Source organism: Phenylobacterium sp. (assembly GCF_025934275.1).
GTDB lineage: Bacteria > Pseudomonadota > Alphaproteobacteria > Caulobacterales > Caulobacteraceae > Phenylobacterium.
The window spans coordinates 16,546-32,922 of the sequence record NZ_JAICYI010000039.1 but is presented as its reverse complement, the minus strand read 5'-3'; the positions used below and the strand labels follow the sequence as shown (position 1 = coordinate 32,922).

Annotated in this window: 14 protein-coding genes and 1 pseudogene; 7 read left to right on the top strand and 8 right to left on the bottom strand. The window is 71.8% G+C overall.

What is annotated here, in order from left to right; translation table 11 throughout:
- Positions 1 to 218, bottom strand: a pseudogene (locus Q0W60_RS11265) (hypothetical protein); the annotation flags it as partial.
- A gap of 298 nt (positions 219 to 516) precedes the next feature.
- Between Q0W60_RS11265 and Q0W60_RS11260 the strand changes: the two are divergent.
- Both Q0W60_RS11260 and Q0W60_RS11255 read left to right on the top strand, forming a co-directional pair.
- Complete coding sequence (locus Q0W60_RS11260) at positions 517 to 855, top strand: P-II family nitrogen regulator (RefSeq protein ID WP_297695594.1); 339 nt, start codon at positions 517 to 519, stop codon at positions 853 to 855.
- A 38-nt stretch (positions 856 to 893) separates the two neighbouring features.
- The gene (locus Q0W60_RS11255; protein WP_297695592.1) at positions 894 to 2,231 is read left to right on the top strand and encodes an ammonium transporter; all 1,338 of its coding nucleotides are present in this window, start codon (positions 894 to 896) and stop codon (positions 2,229 to 2,231) included.
- A 58-nt stretch (positions 2,232 to 2,289) separates the two neighbouring features.
- On the opposite strand, the gene Q0W60_RS11250 is transcribed toward Q0W60_RS11255, so the two are convergent.
- Complete coding sequence (locus tag Q0W60_RS11250; protein ID WP_297695591.1) at positions 2,290 to 3,336, bottom strand: AI-2E family transporter; 1,047 nt, start codon at positions 3,334 to 3,336, stop codon at positions 2,290 to 2,292.
- A gap of 128 nt (positions 3,337 to 3,464) precedes the next feature.
- On the opposite strand from Q0W60_RS11250, the gene Q0W60_RS11245 reads away from it, so the two are divergent.
- The gene (locus Q0W60_RS11245) at positions 3,465 to 4,310 is read left to right on the top strand and encodes a universal stress protein (protein ID WP_297695589.1); all 846 of its coding nucleotides are present in this window, start codon (positions 3,465 to 3,467) and stop codon (positions 4,308 to 4,310) included.
- Entirely contained in the window at positions 4,311 to 6,836 is a 2,526-nt protein-coding gene (locus Q0W60_RS11240) for a cation-translocating P-type ATPase (RefSeq protein ID WP_297695587.1), read from the top strand.
- Here Q0W60_RS11240 and Q0W60_RS11235 read toward each other — a convergent pair.
- The 5 genes from Q0W60_RS11235 to Q0W60_RS11215 all read right to left on the bottom strand — a co-directional run bounded on the left by Q0W60_RS11235 (position 6,830) and on the right by Q0W60_RS11215 (position 12,701).
- A complete protein-coding gene (locus tag Q0W60_RS11235; protein ID WP_297695586.1) occupies positions 6,830 to 7,330 on the bottom strand; it encodes an OsmC family protein in 501 nt (166 codons plus the stop codon). The genes Q0W60_RS11240 and Q0W60_RS11235 overlap by 7 nt on opposite strands.
- Before the next feature lie 18 nt (positions 7,331 to 7,348).
- Positions 7,349 to 8,239, bottom strand: coding sequence for a 4-(cytidine 5'-diphospho)-2-C-methyl-D-erythritol kinase (locus tag Q0W60_RS11230; protein ID WP_297695584.1), 891 nt, complete (start codon positions 8,237 to 8,239; stop codon positions 7,349 to 7,351).
- A 1-nt stretch (position 8,240) separates the two neighbouring features.
- Entirely contained in the window at positions 8,241 to 9,944 is a 1,704-nt protein-coding gene (locus Q0W60_RS11225; RefSeq protein ID WP_297695582.1) for a tetratricopeptide repeat protein, read from the bottom strand.
- A 64-nt stretch (positions 9,945 to 10,008) separates the two neighbouring features.
- Positions 10,009 to 11,667, bottom strand: coding sequence for an electron transfer flavoprotein-ubiquinone oxidoreductase (locus tag Q0W60_RS11220; protein ID WP_297695580.1), 1,659 nt, complete (start codon positions 11,665 to 11,667; stop codon positions 10,009 to 10,011).
- A gap of 203 nt (positions 11,668 to 11,870) precedes the next feature.
- Positions 11,871 to 12,701: a hypothetical protein gene (locus Q0W60_RS11215; RefSeq protein ID WP_297695579.1), complete on the bottom strand. Its 831-nt coding sequence runs from the start codon at positions 12,699 to 12,701 to the stop codon at positions 11,871 to 11,873.
- A 245-nt stretch (positions 12,702 to 12,946) separates the two neighbouring features.
- Here Q0W60_RS11215 and Q0W60_RS11210 point away from each other — a divergent pair, with 245 nt between their 5' ends.
- From Q0W60_RS11210 to Q0W60_RS11200, 3 genes are all read left to right on the top strand, one after another.
- The gene (locus tag Q0W60_RS11210; RefSeq protein WP_297695577.1) at positions 12,947 to 13,282 is read left to right on the top strand and encodes a hypothetical protein; all 336 of its coding nucleotides are present in this window, start codon (positions 12,947 to 12,949) and stop codon (positions 13,280 to 13,282) included.
- A 163-nt stretch (positions 13,283 to 13,445) separates the two neighbouring features.
- The gene (locus Q0W60_RS11205; RefSeq protein ID WP_297695575.1) at positions 13,446 to 14,264 is read left to right on the top strand and encodes a uracil-DNA glycosylase; all 819 of its coding nucleotides are present in this window, start codon (positions 13,446 to 13,448) and stop codon (positions 14,262 to 14,264) included.
- A 70-nt stretch (positions 14,265 to 14,334) separates the two neighbouring features.
- On the top strand, positions 14,335 to 15,948 hold the full coding sequence (locus Q0W60_RS11200; protein WP_297695574.1) for a lytic transglycosylase domain-containing protein: 1,614 nt from the start codon (positions 14,335 to 14,337) through the stop codon (positions 15,946 to 15,948).
- Here Q0W60_RS11200 and Q0W60_RS11195 read toward each other — a convergent pair.
- Positions 15,883 to 16,323: a cell wall biosynthesis glycosyltransferase gene (locus Q0W60_RS11195; protein WP_297695573.1), complete on the bottom strand. Its 441-nt coding sequence runs from the start codon at positions 16,321 to 16,323 to the stop codon at positions 15,883 to 15,885. The genes Q0W60_RS11200 and Q0W60_RS11195 overlap by 66 nt on opposite strands.
- Between the last annotated feature and the right edge of the window lie 54 nt (positions 16,324 to 16,377).

Below are 16,377 nucleotides of genomic sequence, written 5' to 3'. Positions count from 1 at the left end.
GCGGCGCCGGTCCCCTGCGCCACCGCCGCGGCGGCGCCCTGCGGCTGGCTGGCGGCCGGCGCGTCGCTGGTCGGCCGGCCGGTGGCCTGCGCGGCCTGGCCCTGGGTGGTGGCGCTGCGGACGCCGGGCGCGGCGGCCTGGGCCAGAGCGCTCGGCGCGATCAGTCCGGTCAGGAGGACAGCGGCCGACGCCGCGGTCAGGACGCGATAAATGCTCATTCGTTTCCTCGGATAACCTTGTTTTTGTAAGCCCACGCCCGGCATGGCGGGGATCGGCTTGACTACTCCGATAATGCCCCCGAGTTCCAGCCTCACCGGTTCGTGAAAGCAAACTGTGGCGGAGGCTTGGCGCCTAGATTCCGGGCGCCGCTGTCATTGCGCGCCCAAAGATCGGGCGCATCGCCGCTTCCTGCCTCAGGCGGCCGCTCCGTCCGCGCGGCGGCCGCGCCTCCCCCGCTAGCTTGCCGATGACGTCGCGAGGGGGCGCCCGGGGCGGCGGAGCATCGGGAGCGAGCGGATGAAACTCATCAAGGCGATCGTGAAGCCCTTCAAGCTGGACGACGTGCGCGAGGCGCTCGTGGCCGCCGGCGTGGAGGGGCTGACGGTCTCGGAAGTCAAGGGCTACGGCCGCCAGCGCGGCCACACGGAGATCTATCGGGGGGCTGAGTACCAGGTGAACTTCCTGCCCAAGGTGCAGCTCGAGGCGGTCGTCGAGGACTCCGCCGTCGGCAAGGCGGTGGAGGCGATCAAGGCCGCGGCCGCGACCGGCAAGATCGGCGACGGCAAGATCTTCGTCCTCGACGTCGAGGAAGCCATCCGCATCCGGACCGGCGAGACCGGCCCGGCGGCCCTGTGAAGCGCGAACCCGCCATAAGGGACAAGGGGAACCCAAAGATGACGAAATCGAAGTTGCAGCGGCTGGCGGCGCTCGGTTCTGCGCCGCTGCTGGCCGCCCTCATGGCGGGCCCGGCGCTCGCCCAGGCCGCGGCGCCCGCTGCGCCCAAGATCGACAGCGGCGACACCGCCTGGATGCTCACCTCCTCGGTGCTGGTGCTGATGATGACCGTCCCGGGGCTGGCGCTGTTCTACGCCGGCATGGTCCGCAAGAAGAACATCCTGGCCACGCTCGCCCAGAGCTTCGGCGCCACGGCGCTGATCACCGTGCTGTGGATGGTGATCGGCTATTCGATCGCCTTCACCGACGGCGGCGCGAACAACGCTCTGATCGGCGGGGTGAAATACCTGCTGCTCGGACCGATGGGGCTGAACGCCACCAGCCCGCTCGCCGCGACCATCCCGGAGAGCGTCTACATGTTCTTCCAGATGACGTTCGCCATCATCACGCCGGCGCTGATCGCCGGCGCGCTGGCCGACCGCATGAAATTCTCGGCCTTCCTGGCGTTCATGGGCGCCTGGCTCCTCCTGGTCTACTGCCCGATCGCCCACTGGGTGTGGGGCGGCGGCTGGCTCGGCAAGGCGGGCGCGCTGGACTTCGCCGGCGGCACGGTGGTGCACCTGAACGCCGGCACCGCCGGCCTCGTCGCGGCCCTCATGCTCGGGCGGCGCAAGGGCTTCGGCACCGAGAACATGGCGCCGCACAACCTGGCCTATTCGGTGATCGGCGCCTCGCTGCTGTGGGTCGGCTGGTTCGGCTTCAACGCCGGCTCGGCGGTGACCTCCGGCGCGCAAGCGGGGATGGCGGCTGCGGCCACCCAGATCGCCACGGCCGGCGCCTCGCTCGCCTGGATGGTCGCCGAATGGATCGTCGCCAAGAAGCCCTCGGTGCTCGGCATGATCTCCGGCGCGGTCGCGGGCCTGGTCGCGATCACTCCGGCGTCGGGGTTCGTGAACCCCGCCGACGCCCTGCTGATCGGCATCGCTGCGGGCGTGGTCTGCTATCTCTCGGCCGTCCATGTGAAGCACATCTTCAAGTACGACGACGCGCTCGACGCCTGGGGCGTGCACGGGGTGGGCGGGGCGCTGGGCGCGCTGCTGACCGGCGTCTTCGCCTCCAACGCGGTCAATTCGGCATCGAAGGGGTGGCTGCACGACGGCAACCTGCACCAGATGGTCCTGCAGCTGGAGGACATCGGCGCGACCTTCGCGTACTGCGCGGTGGTCACCTTCGTGATCCTTCTCGCCATCAAGTCCACGATCGGCCTCAGGGTTTCGGAGGAAGTCGAGATCGAGGGCCTCGACCTCAACCTGCACGGCGAGGTCGTCCAGGCCTGACCGCGAGCACGAGCATCAGTAGGAGAGCTGGCGCGGGGGACCTTCGGGTCCCCCGTTTCTATTCGGCCGCGATGGGTGCGCGTTTCGCTGACCCGGGCTCCACGTAGAACATCCGCAGGGCCACGATCGCGACCAGCGCCAGGGGGCTGGAGAGGAACACGCCCACCGCACCGAACAGCGCCGCCGCGACGAGCGCCGAGAACATGGTCAGCACTGGCGGCAGCTCGGTCTCCTCGTCTTGCACATAGGGGGTAATGAAAGTCCCCTCGATGAAGTGCACCGCCCAATACATGAGCGCCACATAGACCGCCTGCAGCGGCGATTGGGCGAGGGCCACCAGGATCGCGGGGACGGCGGCGATCAGCGCGCCCACGAGCGGAATGAACGTCAAAAGGCCCCCAGTCAGGCCTAGCGCCAAGGCGCCGTCGATCCCCAGCAGCCAGAGGCCGAGGCTCGAGAGCACCCCGATCGCGACCATCACGATGAGCCGGCTGACCAGCCACTTTCGCATCACCTGGCCCGAGCGGTCGAGGAACGTCCTGGCCGCACCCCGCCGAGCGGGCGGGACGAGCGCCAACAGCCCTTGCCGGTGGCGGCCGGGATCGATGGCCAGGAAGACGCCGCTCGCCACTACGATCGCCGTATAGGCCGCGCTCTGGCCGATTCCCCCGAGCGTCGAGGCGAGCGCCGGGGCGAACTGGGCCGTCGCTGTGTCGATCCGCGCCGCCGTCAACCGTTCCAGAAGGACGCCCGACCATTGGTGCTCGCGGGCCAGCGTCATCAGCTGGACGAGGCTCGCCTGCGTCCTGGCCAGGATGCCGTCGAGCTGGTCGGCGATGCGCCATCCGAACAGCGCCAGCGCGCCCGCGACGAAGCCGATGGTAAGGACCACCACGACGGCCAGGGCTGCGAGCCGCGGAAGGTGCGTCACGCGGCGCAGGACCTCGGCGAGCGCGGAGAGCGCGATCGCAATGAGCACGGCGGCGAACGCCATCAGAAGCACGTCGCGAAGCCACCAAGCGCCCAGGAGCGAGAGCGCCATCACGGCGAGCCGCCAAGCGATGGCTTCGGGCCCTTGCTCCGCCGCGGGTCCGGGTCTCGGCATCTCGGCTCTCGGATCCTCGCTGACGTTGCGCGAGGTCTAGACGGCGCCCGGAACTCGCGCCTTGCGGCACATCAAAGCCGGACGCTTCCCGCCGGGCGAAAAGGCGCTCCGACGCGAAGGAGGCCGATATGGCTTTCAAGGACCTGCTCCTGCATATCGACACCTACCCGGATCCGACGCCTGAGGCCGCGATCGACGAGGCGGTGGCCTTCGCCAAGATCGTGGGCGGCAAGCTCACCCTGCTGGCCATGCCTGCGGATATCCCGCTGGAGAGCAACCGGCTCGCGGATTACCTGATCGGGCTGTCGAACCTCGTGGACTCGGAGGAGGCCCGCAGCCTGGCCACCGCCAACGCGTTGGCGCAGGCCTTCACCGGCAAGGCGAAGGCCGCGACGGTCTTCGAGGCTGTCGCCGAGCCGAAGCTCACCCTGTTCGACATGCCCGCCGAAGTCGCCCGGCGCGCCCGCACCCACGACCTCTGCCTGGTCCCCATGGCCGACCGCCTGCCCGGCCAGCGGGAAGTGGCCCAGAGCGCCATCTTCGGCTCGGGCCGGCCGGTGCTCATCTACACCGTGGGCCAGACGCGCTTCCCCGGCGGCCTGGAGAAGATCGCGATCGCATGGGACGGCAGCGCCTGCGCCGCCTCGGCGGTCGCCGCGGCCATGCCGCTGCTGGAATCGGCGGCGGAGGTGCGCATCCTCAGCGTTGTCGACGAGAAGCCGGCCGCGGGCCCCGGCGTCTCCTCCGATCTCGTCCGCCACCTCGCCGCCCACGGCATAAAGGCGCAAGCTGAGGAGATTCCCGCGGCGGGGCGGCGGATCGGCAAGGTCCTCGACGACTTTCTCGCCCGCCGCAAACCCGACCTCTTGGTGATGGGCGCCTACGGTCACTCGCGGATCCGCGAATTCGTGCTCGGCGGGGCGACCGAGCACGTCCTGTGGGGATGCAAGACCCCAGCCCTGCTCTGCCACTAGATGGCTGACCGAACCGAGCCTCTGGTCGGCTTGAGCTCGGTCGAAGCCGCCGCGCGGCTGAGCGCCTTCGGGCCGAACGAGCTGCCGAAGCCGAAGCGCCGCAGCGTCCTCGCCATCGCGCTCGAATGCCTGCGTGAGCCCATGTCCCTGCTCATGCTGGCCGCCGCCGCGCTCTATCTCCTGCTGGGCGATGTGGGCGAAGGTCTGTTCCTGGTGGCGGCCGCGGCCGTATCCGTGGGGCTCGTCATCGCCCAGGAGGCCCGCAGCGAGCGGGCGCTCGCGGCGCTGCGCGATCTCGCCCAGCCTCACGTGCGGGTGCTTCGTGACGGCGTCCAGGGCCACATCCCCGCCGGCCAGCTCGTGCCGGGCGATCTGATGCTGCTGGCCGAGGGCGAGCGGATCGCCGCCGATGGCCGCCTCGTCGCCGGAGACATGCTGGGCGTCGACGAGTCCGCGCTCACCGGCGAGTCCGCGCCGGCCGCCAAGCGTCTCGCCATCAGCGAGGAGCAAGACCGGGAGCCTGTCGGCGAGGACCTTAGTCCCTGGCTGTTCGCCGGCACGCTCATCGTGAGCGGTCAGGGGATCGCCGAAGTCGTCCGCACGGGCCCGGCCTCCGCGCTCGGCCGCATCGGCGCCTCGCTGGCCGGCATCGCCAGCGAACCGACGCCGCTCCAGCGCACGGCCGGGCGTCTGGTCCGCCTGCTGGGCGCCGGCGCGATCGGTTTCTGCGTCCTCATCACCGTCGCCTACGGCCTGGTGCGCCGCGACTGGGTGGAAGGCGCGCTCGCCGGCATCACCGCCGCGATCGCCCTGGCGCCCGAGGAGTTCCCGATGGTGCTGGCCGTCTTCATGGCGCTGGGCGCCTGGCGCCTTGCGGCCCATCGGGTCCTCGTCCGCCGCGGCGCGGTCATCGATGCGCTGGGCGCCGCCACCGTGCTCTGCGTCGACAAGACCGGCACGATCACGGAAAACCGCATGCGTCTGACCCGCCTGTGGACGCCCGCACAGCGGTGGGACGCCGGGGTCGATCCGGCCCCGTCCGGGGAATTGAAGAGCCTCGTCCAGACCTCCGCGCTGGCGAGCGCCGTCCACGCGAGCGATCCCATGGACAAGGCCGTCCATGCGCTGGCCGAGACGCTGGGGCTCGCCGAGGCCGTCCCGCCGAGCGGACCCGACGCCAGCTGGCCGATCCGACCGGAGCGCCTGGCGATCGTGCAGCTCTGGCGCGCCGGGCCGGGGTGGCTGCTCGCGGCCAAGGGCGCGCCCGAAGCCATTGTCCGGCTGTGCCGCCTCGGTCCGGCGGAGGCGACCAGCCTCGTGGCCGAGGTGCACCGGCTGGCGGCCGAGGGATGCCGGGTGCTGGCCGTCGCCAAGGCGCGGGTCGACGGCGCTGCGCCGGAACAGCCGGAGGCCGCCATCTTCGCCTTGTCCGGGCTTCTCGGGTTTGTCGATCCGGTGCGGCCCGACGCCCCTCAGGCGGTCGCCGAGGCGCGAGGCGCCGGCATCGAAGTGATGATGATCACCGGCGATCACCCGGCCACGGCCGGCGCGATCGCCCGCGCCGCGGGGTTGTCCGTCGAGCCGGGAGTCATCACCGGCCAGGAGATCGCCGCCCTGCCCCTTCCCATCCTCGCCGAACGGCTGCGCAGCGTGCGGGTCTGCGCCCGCGTCGCGCCCGACCAGAAGCTGCGGGTCGTCGAGGCCCTGACCGCCGACGGCCAGGTGGTCGCGATGACCGGCGACGGCGTCAACGACGCCCCCGCGCTCCAGGCGGCTCATGTCGGCATCGCCATGGGTGGGCGCGGCACCGACGTGGCGCGGGAAGCGGCCGATGTCATCCTCCTGGACGACAACTTCGCATCGATCGTGGCCGGCGTTCGGCTGGGGCGACGGATCTTCGCGAACCTCCGTCGGGCGCTCGTCTACATCACGGCCATTCACGTGCCGATCGCGGGCCTCGCCCTGCTGCCCATCCTGTTGGGTCTCCCGCCCGTACTGTTTCCGATGCACGTCGTGCTGCTCGAGCTCGCCATCGATCCGATCTGCGCGCTCGCCTTCGAAGGCGAGCCGAGCGAAGCGGACGCCATGCGACGGCCGCCCCGACCACGTGATGAACCGCTCTTCGGACTTCCCCAGCTCGCGCTCGCCGCCGCCCAGGGGTCGGCGCTGCTCGGCGGATTGATCGGACTCTATGTCTGGGCGCTGGGGCACGGCTCGGAGCCCGTCGCGCGGGGCGCCGTCTTCACCGCTCTGGTGCTCGGCAATCTCGGCCTCGCCTTGGCCGACGCAACGTCGCGGGGCGGACGCCTCCTGGCGCCGCACCGCAGGATCTACTGGCTGATCGCCGGCGCGGCCGTGCTGCTGCTCGTCATCGTCCTCCTGGCTCCGGCCGCAGCCCGAATGTTCGAGGTCGCTCGGCCGCCTGCGATGCTGCTCGGCGCCGCGATCGCCATCGCAGCGGCCGCCTCCGGCTGGTGGCCCCTGGCCAGGGCCGGCTGGGCGCGCGTCAGGCCGCCGCCTCAGTAATCCTCCACCAGCTCCAGCATGTCGCTGGCGTGGTCGAGGGGCTCCGGCTCCAGCGCGCATGGCTCACGGTTGTCGGCGAGCACGGAGACGATCTCGGATCCGCGCGTGAGCGTCTTGTGCACCGGGCAGCGTTCGGCGATCTCCAGGAGGCGCTGCTTCTGCTCCGCCGCCAGCTCGCCCTCCAGCACGATCTCGCGGGCGAAGCGGTCCTTGACTTCCAGGCCCTGGCTGCGGTGGGCCACGCGCACCAGCGCGGACCTGAGCGGCCAGCCCTTGCGGTCGGCGTAGAGCCGAAGCGTCATGGCGGTGCAGGCGCCGAGCGCCGCGGCGAGCAGATCGTAGGGGGTGGCGCCCGAGCCCAGGCCGCCGGCGGCGGCGGGCTCGTCGGCGAGGAGCAGGCCCGACGCCGTGCGCACCTCGACCTGGAACTTGCCGCGCCCGGTCTCGCGGACCTCCACGCCCTCGATCGGCGCCCTCTCGTCATCCTTGGCCACGCTCGCCCTCCGTCGTCCTCAGTCCGCCTCGCCCCACGGGCCGCCCAGGCGGCAGCGGCGCACCCACCAGCGCGGCTCCAGCGCCATCACCCGCTCGGCCAGGCTCTCGGCCTCGATGTCGCTGGCGCAGAGCGCGAACGAGGTCCCGCCCGAGCCCGAGACGCGGGCAAGCAGGCACTCGGGCTCGCCGGCGAGCGTCTCCAGCGCGGCGCCGGCCTCGGGGGCGAGCGCCACGGCCGCGGCCTGCAGGTCGTTGCGCTGGGCCGCGAGCCAGCCGGCGAGCTCGGCGGCGCTCTCGAAAGCGTCGGGCGCGGAGGGCGGCGAGACCTCGCCGAAGCCGCCCGTCTCGTCGAACCGCCGGTAGACCTCCGCCGTGGAGACCGCGGCGCCCGGATTGACCAGCACCGCGTCGATCGGCGGCAGGGCAGGCGCCGGACGCAGCCGTTCGCCGCGCCCTTCGACGATCACCGGACGCGCCCGCAAACACGCCGGCCCGTCGGCGCCGAGCGCCGCGGCGATCGCCTCCAGCCGCACATCGGAGATCTCGAGCGCCAGCGCCTCCCGGATCAACCGCAGCGCCGCCCCGGCGTCGGAGGAGCCGCCGCCCAGGCCGGCCGCCACCGGCAGGCGCTTGTCCAGCGACAGGCCGAACGGCTGGACGGGGCGCCGCGCTTCGGCGATCAGCGCGCGGGCGGCGCGCAGGGCGAGGTTCTCGCCCTCGACGGGAAGGTCGCGAGCGAAGCGGCCGTGCGCCAGAAGGCCCAGCGCCTCCGCCTCGTGGATCAGCAGGCGGTCGCCGAAATCGGCGAACACGATCAGGCTGCAGAGCGGATGGTAGCCGTCTGCGCCGCGCGCCCCGACGTGCAGGAACAGGTTGACCTTGGCGGGGGCGAGCGCGGCGCCCGCCATCCTACTCCCCGGCGACCTTGCGCGGCGGACCGTCGGGGCCGGCGCCCGAGGCGATCTTGGTCTCGGCGTCGGCCTTCATCTTGGCGTCGGGCTGCAGGGTCAGCACGCGCTTCCACTGGAACAGGGCCTCGTCCTTGCGCCCCACCTTCCAGTAGGCGTCGCCCAGGTGATTGTTGATCTCCGGGTCGCCCGCCTCCAGCTCGACCGCCTGCTCCAGCTTCTCGACCGCCTGCTTGTAATCGCCCAGCCGGTAGTAGGCCCAGCCGAGGCTGTCGACCATGGCTCCGGAGCGCGGGTCGGCGGCCACCGCCTTCTCGACCATCGCCATGGCTTCCTTCAGGTGCTCGCCGCGGTCGATCCAGGAATAGCCGAGGTAATTGAGCAGCTCCGGCTCGTCGGGCGCCAGCTTCAGGGCCGCCTTCATGTCCGCCTCCGCCTCCGGCCAGCGGCCGAGCCGCTCGTAGGAGACGCCGCGTGCGTAGAGCAGCCGCCAGTCGGGCGTCTTGTCCTCGGCGATCAGGCCGCTCAGCACCTGGGCCGCCTCGGCGTACTGCTCGTCGGCGCGCAACAGGTCGGCGAGCGTCATCCGCGCGTCGAGGCCGCCGGTCGCCGCCCCGCTCCGCGCGAGCTTCAGGGCCGTCTCCTTGTCGCCCGCGTTCTGGTAGGTCCAGGCGAGCTTGGCCTGCGCGGCGCCGTATTCCTCGGAGCCCGGCCGCACCTTCTCGTAGGCATCGCGCGCCGCCGCGTTGTCGCCCGCGCCGGAGAGCACGTCGCCGACCATCACCCAGGCCTCGTCGCGCTTTGGGTCGAGCCGCAGCGCCAGGCGCAGGTAGGCGAGCGCGAACTGGCTCTGCTTGGCGGCGACCATCTCGGAGGCGGGCCCGAGGATCGCCTGGGCGGCCCCGGCCTTGACGCCGGGCGCCGGCGGCGCGGCCTTGCCGGCCTTGACGCGCGCCCGCGCGGCGATCACCGAGGTCTCGCCGGGGGTCCGCTGCAGCGCCTCGTCATAGACGCGGACGGCGTCGGCGCGCCGCCCGCGGCGCTCCAGGAACCCGCCATAGGCGAGGCTCGCCAGGGTCGTGCGCACCGGGCCCGCGGTCAGCGCCTTGAAGTCGGTCTCCGCCTCGTCGTAGCGCCGCGCGCGCTCGTAAAGCAGCGCCTGTCCGAGCTGACCGAAGTAGTCCACCACCCGGTCGCCGCGCACCTGCGGGCGGACCAGCGAGCCCTCGACATCGCCGGCCTCGGCGGCCGCCCAGGGCGCGAGCAGGGCCGCGGCGGCGCGGTGCGGGAACTGGATGGCGTCGGCGGCGAGGTCGGCCTGCGCGACCTTGCCCTTGTCCTCGGCCAGCGCCTTGACCGCCACCACCAGCTTGCCCAGCCGCTTGGCGGCCTCCGAAGCATCGTCGCCCACCGGCGCGAGGGCGGCGGCCTTGTCGATATCGCCGGCCAGGATCGCGGCGGTGAAGGCCCGCTCCTCGACCGTGGCGTTGTCGTCGGAGCCGAGCCGGGCCAGATCGAAGAACTGCGCCGCCTCGCTGCTGCGCCCGGCGTTCATCGCCGCCTCGCCGGCCAGGAACAGACCATAGGGCGAGGCCGCCGGCGGGGCCTCGGCCTGGGCGACGGTCGCGCCGCCTTTCGCCGGGATCGCGGCGCAGCCGCCGAGGATCACGAGCGGAGCGGCGGCGAGGAGCAGGCGGAGGCGCATGGTCTGACCTTCTGCGGTTCCAGCCCCAACGGCAAGCGCGGCTGAACCGCGCGCCCGCCGATGGCTACATATTCGGATAGTTCGGTCCGTCCCCGCCCTGCGGCGTGGTCCAGGTGATGTTCTGCGACGGATCCTTGATGTCGCACGTCTTGCAGTGGACGCAGTTCTGGAAATTGATCTGGAACCGCGGGTTCTTGCCGTCGTCGTCGTAAAGCACCTCGTAGACGCCGGCCGGACAATAGAGCCGCGCGGGCTCGCCATACTCCGGCAGGTTCACCTCGATCGGGATCGCGGGATTCCCCAGCTTCAGGTGCGCCGGCTGGTTCTCGTCATGGTTGGTGTTCGACAGGAAGACGCTGGAGAGCTTGTCGAACGACAGCACCCCGTCCGGTTTCGGATAGACGATCGGTGGGTAATCCTTGGCGTGGCCGGTCGACTCCGCGTCGGTCTTGCCGTGCTTCATCGTGCCGAACACCGAGAAGCCGCCGAGCAGGCTCGCCACATGCAGGTCGGCCACCGCGACCGCGCCGCCGGGCATGGTGCCGAGCTTCGACCACAGAGGCTTGAAGTTGCGCACCGTGTGCAGCTCCTTGCGGATCCACGACCGGTCGAACGCCTGCTTGTATTCGACCAGCTCGTCGCCGGCCCGGCCCGCCTTGATCGCCGCCGCCGCCGCCTCGGCCGCCAGCATGCCGCTCTTCATGGCGTTGTGGCTGCCCTTGATGCGCGGGACGTTCAGCAGGCCCGCGGAGTCGCCAAGCAGCACCCCGCCCGGGAAGTACATCTGCGGGATCGACTGGAAGCCGCCTTCGCTGATCGCGCGGGCGCCGTAGGCGATGCGCTTGCCGCCCGCCAGATAGGGGGCGACGTCCGGATGGTGCTTGAAGCGCTGGAACTCGTCGAACGGCGAGAGCCACGGGTTCTTGTAGTTCAGGTGCACCACGAAGCCGATCGCCACGTAGTGGTCCCCGAAGTGGTACATGAAGCTGCCGCCGCCGGTTTGATTGTCCAGCGGCCAGCCGAGGGTGTGGACCACGAGGCCCGGCCGGAACACCTCGTCGGGGACCTGCCAGAGCTCTTTGAGCCCGATGCCGTACTTCTCCGGCTCGCGGCCCTCGCTCAGGCCGTACTTGGCCTTCAGCAGCTTGGCGAGCGAGCCGCGCACGCCTTCGCCGATGAACACGTACTTGCCGCGCAGCTCCATGCCGGGCTCGTAGTTGGGCCCGGGCGTCCCGTCCTTGGCCAGGCCGAACTCGCCGACCACGACGCCGGCCAGCCGGTCGCCCTCGAACACCGGCTGCGAGGCCGCCATTCCGGGATAGATCTCGACCCCGAGGCCCTCGGCCCGTCCCGCCAGCCAGCGGCAGACGTTGCCAAGCGAGGCGATGTAGTTGCCGTGGTTCTGCATCATCGCCGGCATGCCCCAGATCGGCGCGGCGAAGCTGCCCTGCGGGCCGAGCAGCAGGAAGCGGTCCTCCGTCACTGGCGTCTCCAGAGGCGCGCCGAGCGCCTTCCAGTCCGGGAACAGCTCATTGATCGCCTTCGGGTCGATCACCGCGCCCGACAGGATGTGAGCGCCCACCTCGGCGCCCTTCTCGATCACCGCCACCGTGATCTCGGGATCGATCTGCTTCAGGCGGATCGCGGCCGACAGGCCCGAGGGTCCCGCGCCGACGACGACGACGTCGTACTCCATCGACTCGCGTTGGACGCCTTCGCTCATGACCCCTCTCGTCTCGCTGGTGGGGCGGCGCAGGGCGCGGACCCATCGGTTGGCGCGACTTATCAGGACCTCACCCCGCGGCGGTCAAGCAAAACCCCCGCCGAGCGGGGGGCTGGGCGGGGGTTCGACGCGGCCGGGCTGGGGGATACGGGGCCGCGTGGGCCCGGGCGCGCCGGACTGGAGAGGCGGTGCGCCCGTGGGGTCTAGATGATGTCCGAAGGGGCGATGTCGGAGAGCGACTTGCCCACCAGCACCACCGCCGCGTCGGCCTCGTTGGTGTTGTCCTCGTCGGCGAACACGATGACGTCGGAGCCGAGCTGCACCGCCACCACGTCCGCCGTCCCGGCGCCGATCTGCGCCTGGGCGGCCGCCTGCGCATCCGCGAAGGTGGACGCCGTCGCGGTCGCGAAGTTGCCCGCCGTGACCGTCATCAGTCCGTCGTCGTCGAAGGCCAGCTTGTCGGCGCCGGTGGTGAAATCGGTGATGTGCGCCAGCCCGTCGGTGGAGGTGGCGTGCTCGCCGCCGTGGATCAGGAACACGTCGTTCCCGGCCCCGCCGGTCAGCATGTCGGCGCCCTTGCAGCCGTCGAGCGTGTCGTTGCCGGCGCCGCCGTCGAGCGTGTCGTCGCCCGCTTCGCCGCGCAGGAAGTCGTTGCCGTCGCCTCCGGTCAGGACGTCGTCGCCTTTGCCGCCGCGCAGGAAGTCATTCCCGTCGCCGCCGTCGATGGAATCTGCGCCGTTCCCGCCGCGCAGCTGGTCGTCGCCGGCGAGGCCCGTGATGCTGTCGCCGGCGTCGTTGCCGCGCAGGACGTCGTCGCCGGCCGTGCCGGTGAGCGTCATGGCGATGCCGTTGTTATTGTCGCCGACGTCGCCAGGACCGCCGCCGGGGCCGCCGTCCATGCCGTCGTCGCCCGCATCATGATTGGGGCCATCGTCGTCCGCCGGCGGCGAAACGGTCGTGACGGTCATCGGGGTCGTCGAAGGATCGCGATCGTCGTCGAGATCGCCGCCTTCGGTGGAAGCTAGGCCGTGCATGAATGACTCCATTGAGGGTAGGCCGCGCGCGGCCGGGCTGTCGCCGGGCCCGGACGCGCGCGAACTGCGATGACGTACGAAGCGGTACTGCCTACGCGGCGCGATGGTCCGCGCCCCCTCAGACCGACAAACGTCCAAGCTGCGCCGTTTCATCCGGCGGCCCGAGCTATTGTCGGCCTGGCGCGGTTCCGGGCGTCCTTGGGACGATGCGGCGCAGCCGCGGCCCGCGATACATGGAGGACGTGATGGCGAAGTTCCTGGCGGTCTACACCGGCGAACCCAGAGGCGGGCCGCCGCCCGCCATGGACGAGGCGGCGATGGCGAAGGGCATGCAGGCCTGGCGCGACTGGATGGACCGCAATGCCGGAAGCGTCGTCGACTCGGGCGGCCCGCTCGGCAAGACCAAGAAGGTCTCCCGCTCGGGCGTCGCCGATGTCCGCAACAATCTGGCCGGTTACGTGGTCATCGAGGCCGACAGCCACGAGGCGGCGGCCGCGATGTTCAAGGACCACCCGCACTTCTCCATCTTCCCCGGCGACGGGGTGGAGATCATGCCGGTGCTGCCGGTCCCGGGGAGCTGAGGCGCCGCCCGCAGCGGCGGCGATGGGCGACGATGTGGCTTCCGGAAATCGAGGCTCCAGCCGCAAGCTCCGCGACTACTTACCCGACCTCGGCGTTGCCGCCGGGTGTGTCCGCCGACCCGATGGCTTTCGCCGACCCTTGCAGAGTATGTACTCTTCGGCCGTGACTCTTCCTGCCGACCCCGCCGCCGTCGCCGAGAGCCTGCTCGCCTTCTGGGCGGAGGCGGGCGTCGACGCCATGCTGCTGGACGAGCCAGTGGACCGCATCGCCGCGGGCCGGATCGCGCCGCCGCAGGCGCCGGCGCGCAAGGCCCCCCCGCCTGCGCTCAGGGCCGCCGTCGCGCCCCGCCCGGAGGTTTCGGCGGCCCTCGGCCAGGCCCAGGCGCTCGCTGCCGAGGCGCAGAGCATAGAGGCGCTGGCCGCCGCGATCGCCGCGTTCGACGGCTGTGCGTTGAAGTTCGAAGGGGCGGCGCGCCAGGCGGTGTTCTACCGCGGCCGCGAGGACGCCCCCGTGATGGTCGTGGGCGAAGGGCCGGGCGCCGAGGAGGACGCGCAAGGCCAGCCCTTCGTCGGGCGCGCCGGCAAGCTGCTGGACAAGATGCTGGCCGCCGCGGAGCTGGCGGAGCGCGTGTTCATCACCAACACCGTGTTCTGGCGTCCGCCCGGCAACCGAACCCCCACCCCGCTCGAGCAGCTGGTCTGCGCGCCGTTCCTCGAGCGGGCGATCGCCCTCGTTCAGCCGAAGCTGCTGCTGCTGGTCGGGGGCGCCTCGGCCAAGGCGATGCTGAAGACCGAGGAGGGAATCCTCTCGCTGCGCGGCCGCTGGTTCGACTGGCGCTCGGCCGACGGCGCGATCGAGATTCCGGCGCTGCCCACGCTGCATCCCGCCTTCCTGCTGCGCCAGCCTGCGGCGAAGAAGCGCGCGTGGATCGATCTGCTGACCTTCACGGAGAGGCTTGATCGGCCGGAGCGGTCCGCCTAACCGTTACCGTGGGGACGCTAGAGAGGACCGCGAGGCGGCTCGCTTGGGGGGCCTGATCGCGGAAGACGGCATGACGCTGAAGAAGCGCCTGCTGGTGGGGGGCGCGATCCTCGCCTGCGCAGCCGCCGTGGCCGCGAGCGCCGCGGCCGAGACGCCTCAGGCGCTCTCGCAAGCCGACGTGCAGCACTATGTGGCCGCGTTCGGCGACGTGGACCGCGGCGACTTCATCGACGCCCAGGTGCAGACCGCCGCCGTCCGCGACAAGTCGCTCTTGGGCTATCTCTCCTTCAGCCAGCTGATGCATCCCACCGCCCACAAGGCGGCGTTCGAGGAGCTCGCCGCCTGGCTCGGCAAGTTCCGTGACCTACCGGTCGCCGACCGCATCTTCGCGCTCGCCGCCAAGCGTAAGCCGGCGGACGCCGCCGATCCGCCGCAACCCACCCTGCTGCTCGGGCCCGATCCGACCCGCGCGGAAGGCCGGCCCGCGCCCACGGACGAGGCCCAGAAGGCGCGCGACGCCTTCTACGCCGGCGACGTGACCCGCGCCCTGCAGATGGCGACCGAAGCCCGCGAGCGCTGGATCGCCGGCCTCGCGTCCTACCGCCTGGGCGACTACCGGCGGGCCGAGCGCGAATTCGCAGCCCTGGCGGCCGACCGGAGTCAGGATCCCTGGAGCCGCGCCGCCGGCGGATTCTGGGCCGCGCGCTCGGCCGAGGTGCTCGCCGACCCGGAGCGCGGCAAGGTGTTCCTGCGCGCCGCGGCCCAGCTGCCGGAGACCTTCTACGGCATGCTCGCCGCCCGGCGCCTGGAGCTGCTGCGCGCCCAGGGCGAAACCCCGACCATCGACAGCCTGATCCAGGCGGCCTTCGTCCGGCCTTCGCCCGAAGTCGCCGCCTTCGTGGCCGAGGACGGGCGGGCCCACCGGACGGCCGCGCTCGCCCAGATCGGTCGCCTTGCGGACGCCGGCCAGGAGATCCGCGCCGGACTCGTCCTCGCCCGCACCGATGCGGAGCGCCAGCGCTGGACCGAGCTCGCGGCGGTGCTCGGGGTGTCGCTGGCGCAATCCGGCGCCTGGCCCTCGGCGCGAAGGAGCCGCCCGATCGACTATCCCGTCCCGCCGCTGGCGCCCAAATCGGGCTTCACCGTCGACAAGGCGCTGGTCTACGCCATCGTGCGCCAGGAGAGCGGATTCAATCCGAGCGCGCTGTCGCCGAAGGGCGCGGTGGGCCTGATGCAGTTGATGCCCGAGGCTGCGGCGCACGCCGCCGGCGACGACAAGCTGCGCGGCGACATGAGCCCGCTCTACGATCCCGCCTTCAACCTGCGCGTCGGCCAGGACTACCTCACCTGGCTGCAGCAGAAGGGCGTCGGCTACGATCTCGTGAAGACCGTCGCGGCCTACAACGGCGGACCGGGGCTGGTGGCCAAGACCGCCCAGCAGGTCGGGGCCGGCGCGGACGACCTGCTGCTCATGGAATGCCTCCCGGCCGCCGAGACCCGGGCCTACGTGCAGCAGGTGATGGCCGCCTACTGGACCTACCGGCAGCTGTTCGGCGAGGACACCCGCTCGCTCGACGCGCTGGCCGCCGGCGCCCGCGAGGTCGACGCCCGCCTCGACCTAGCCGAGGCGCGGGGCGGCGAGGCCCAGTCGCCGGCCCAGCCGATGCAGGTCGGGCTGCGCTAGCGCCTGCGGCCGGCGGACCAGCACGCCGCGAGCCGCCCGGTCGAGCGCTCCGCCCAGCTTGACGCCGACCACGCGCGCCGGTCTCGGTCGCGCCGCCAACGCATCCTGCAGCCGCTCGACCCAGCCGTCGCGGAAACGCAGCTCCGCCGGCAGCAGGAGGAGCCAGTCCGCCTTGGTCCGCTGCAACGCGCTCGCCAGCTCGCCGTCGATCTGCGCGCCGGTCGCCTCGCAGAGCGCCTCGACCCCGGCTGCATCGCGCCCCGCGATCACCAGCACCTCGCGCACCAGCCCCGCGACGGCCCCCGCCGTCAGCTGGGCCAGCAGGCCGGCCAGCCGCTCGGGCGAGCCGCGCGCGTCGATGACCACCGAGAGCATGCCGCCACCAGCGGGCCGGAACCGGCGAGCGTCAACTGGTTCTTGTTTTGTTCC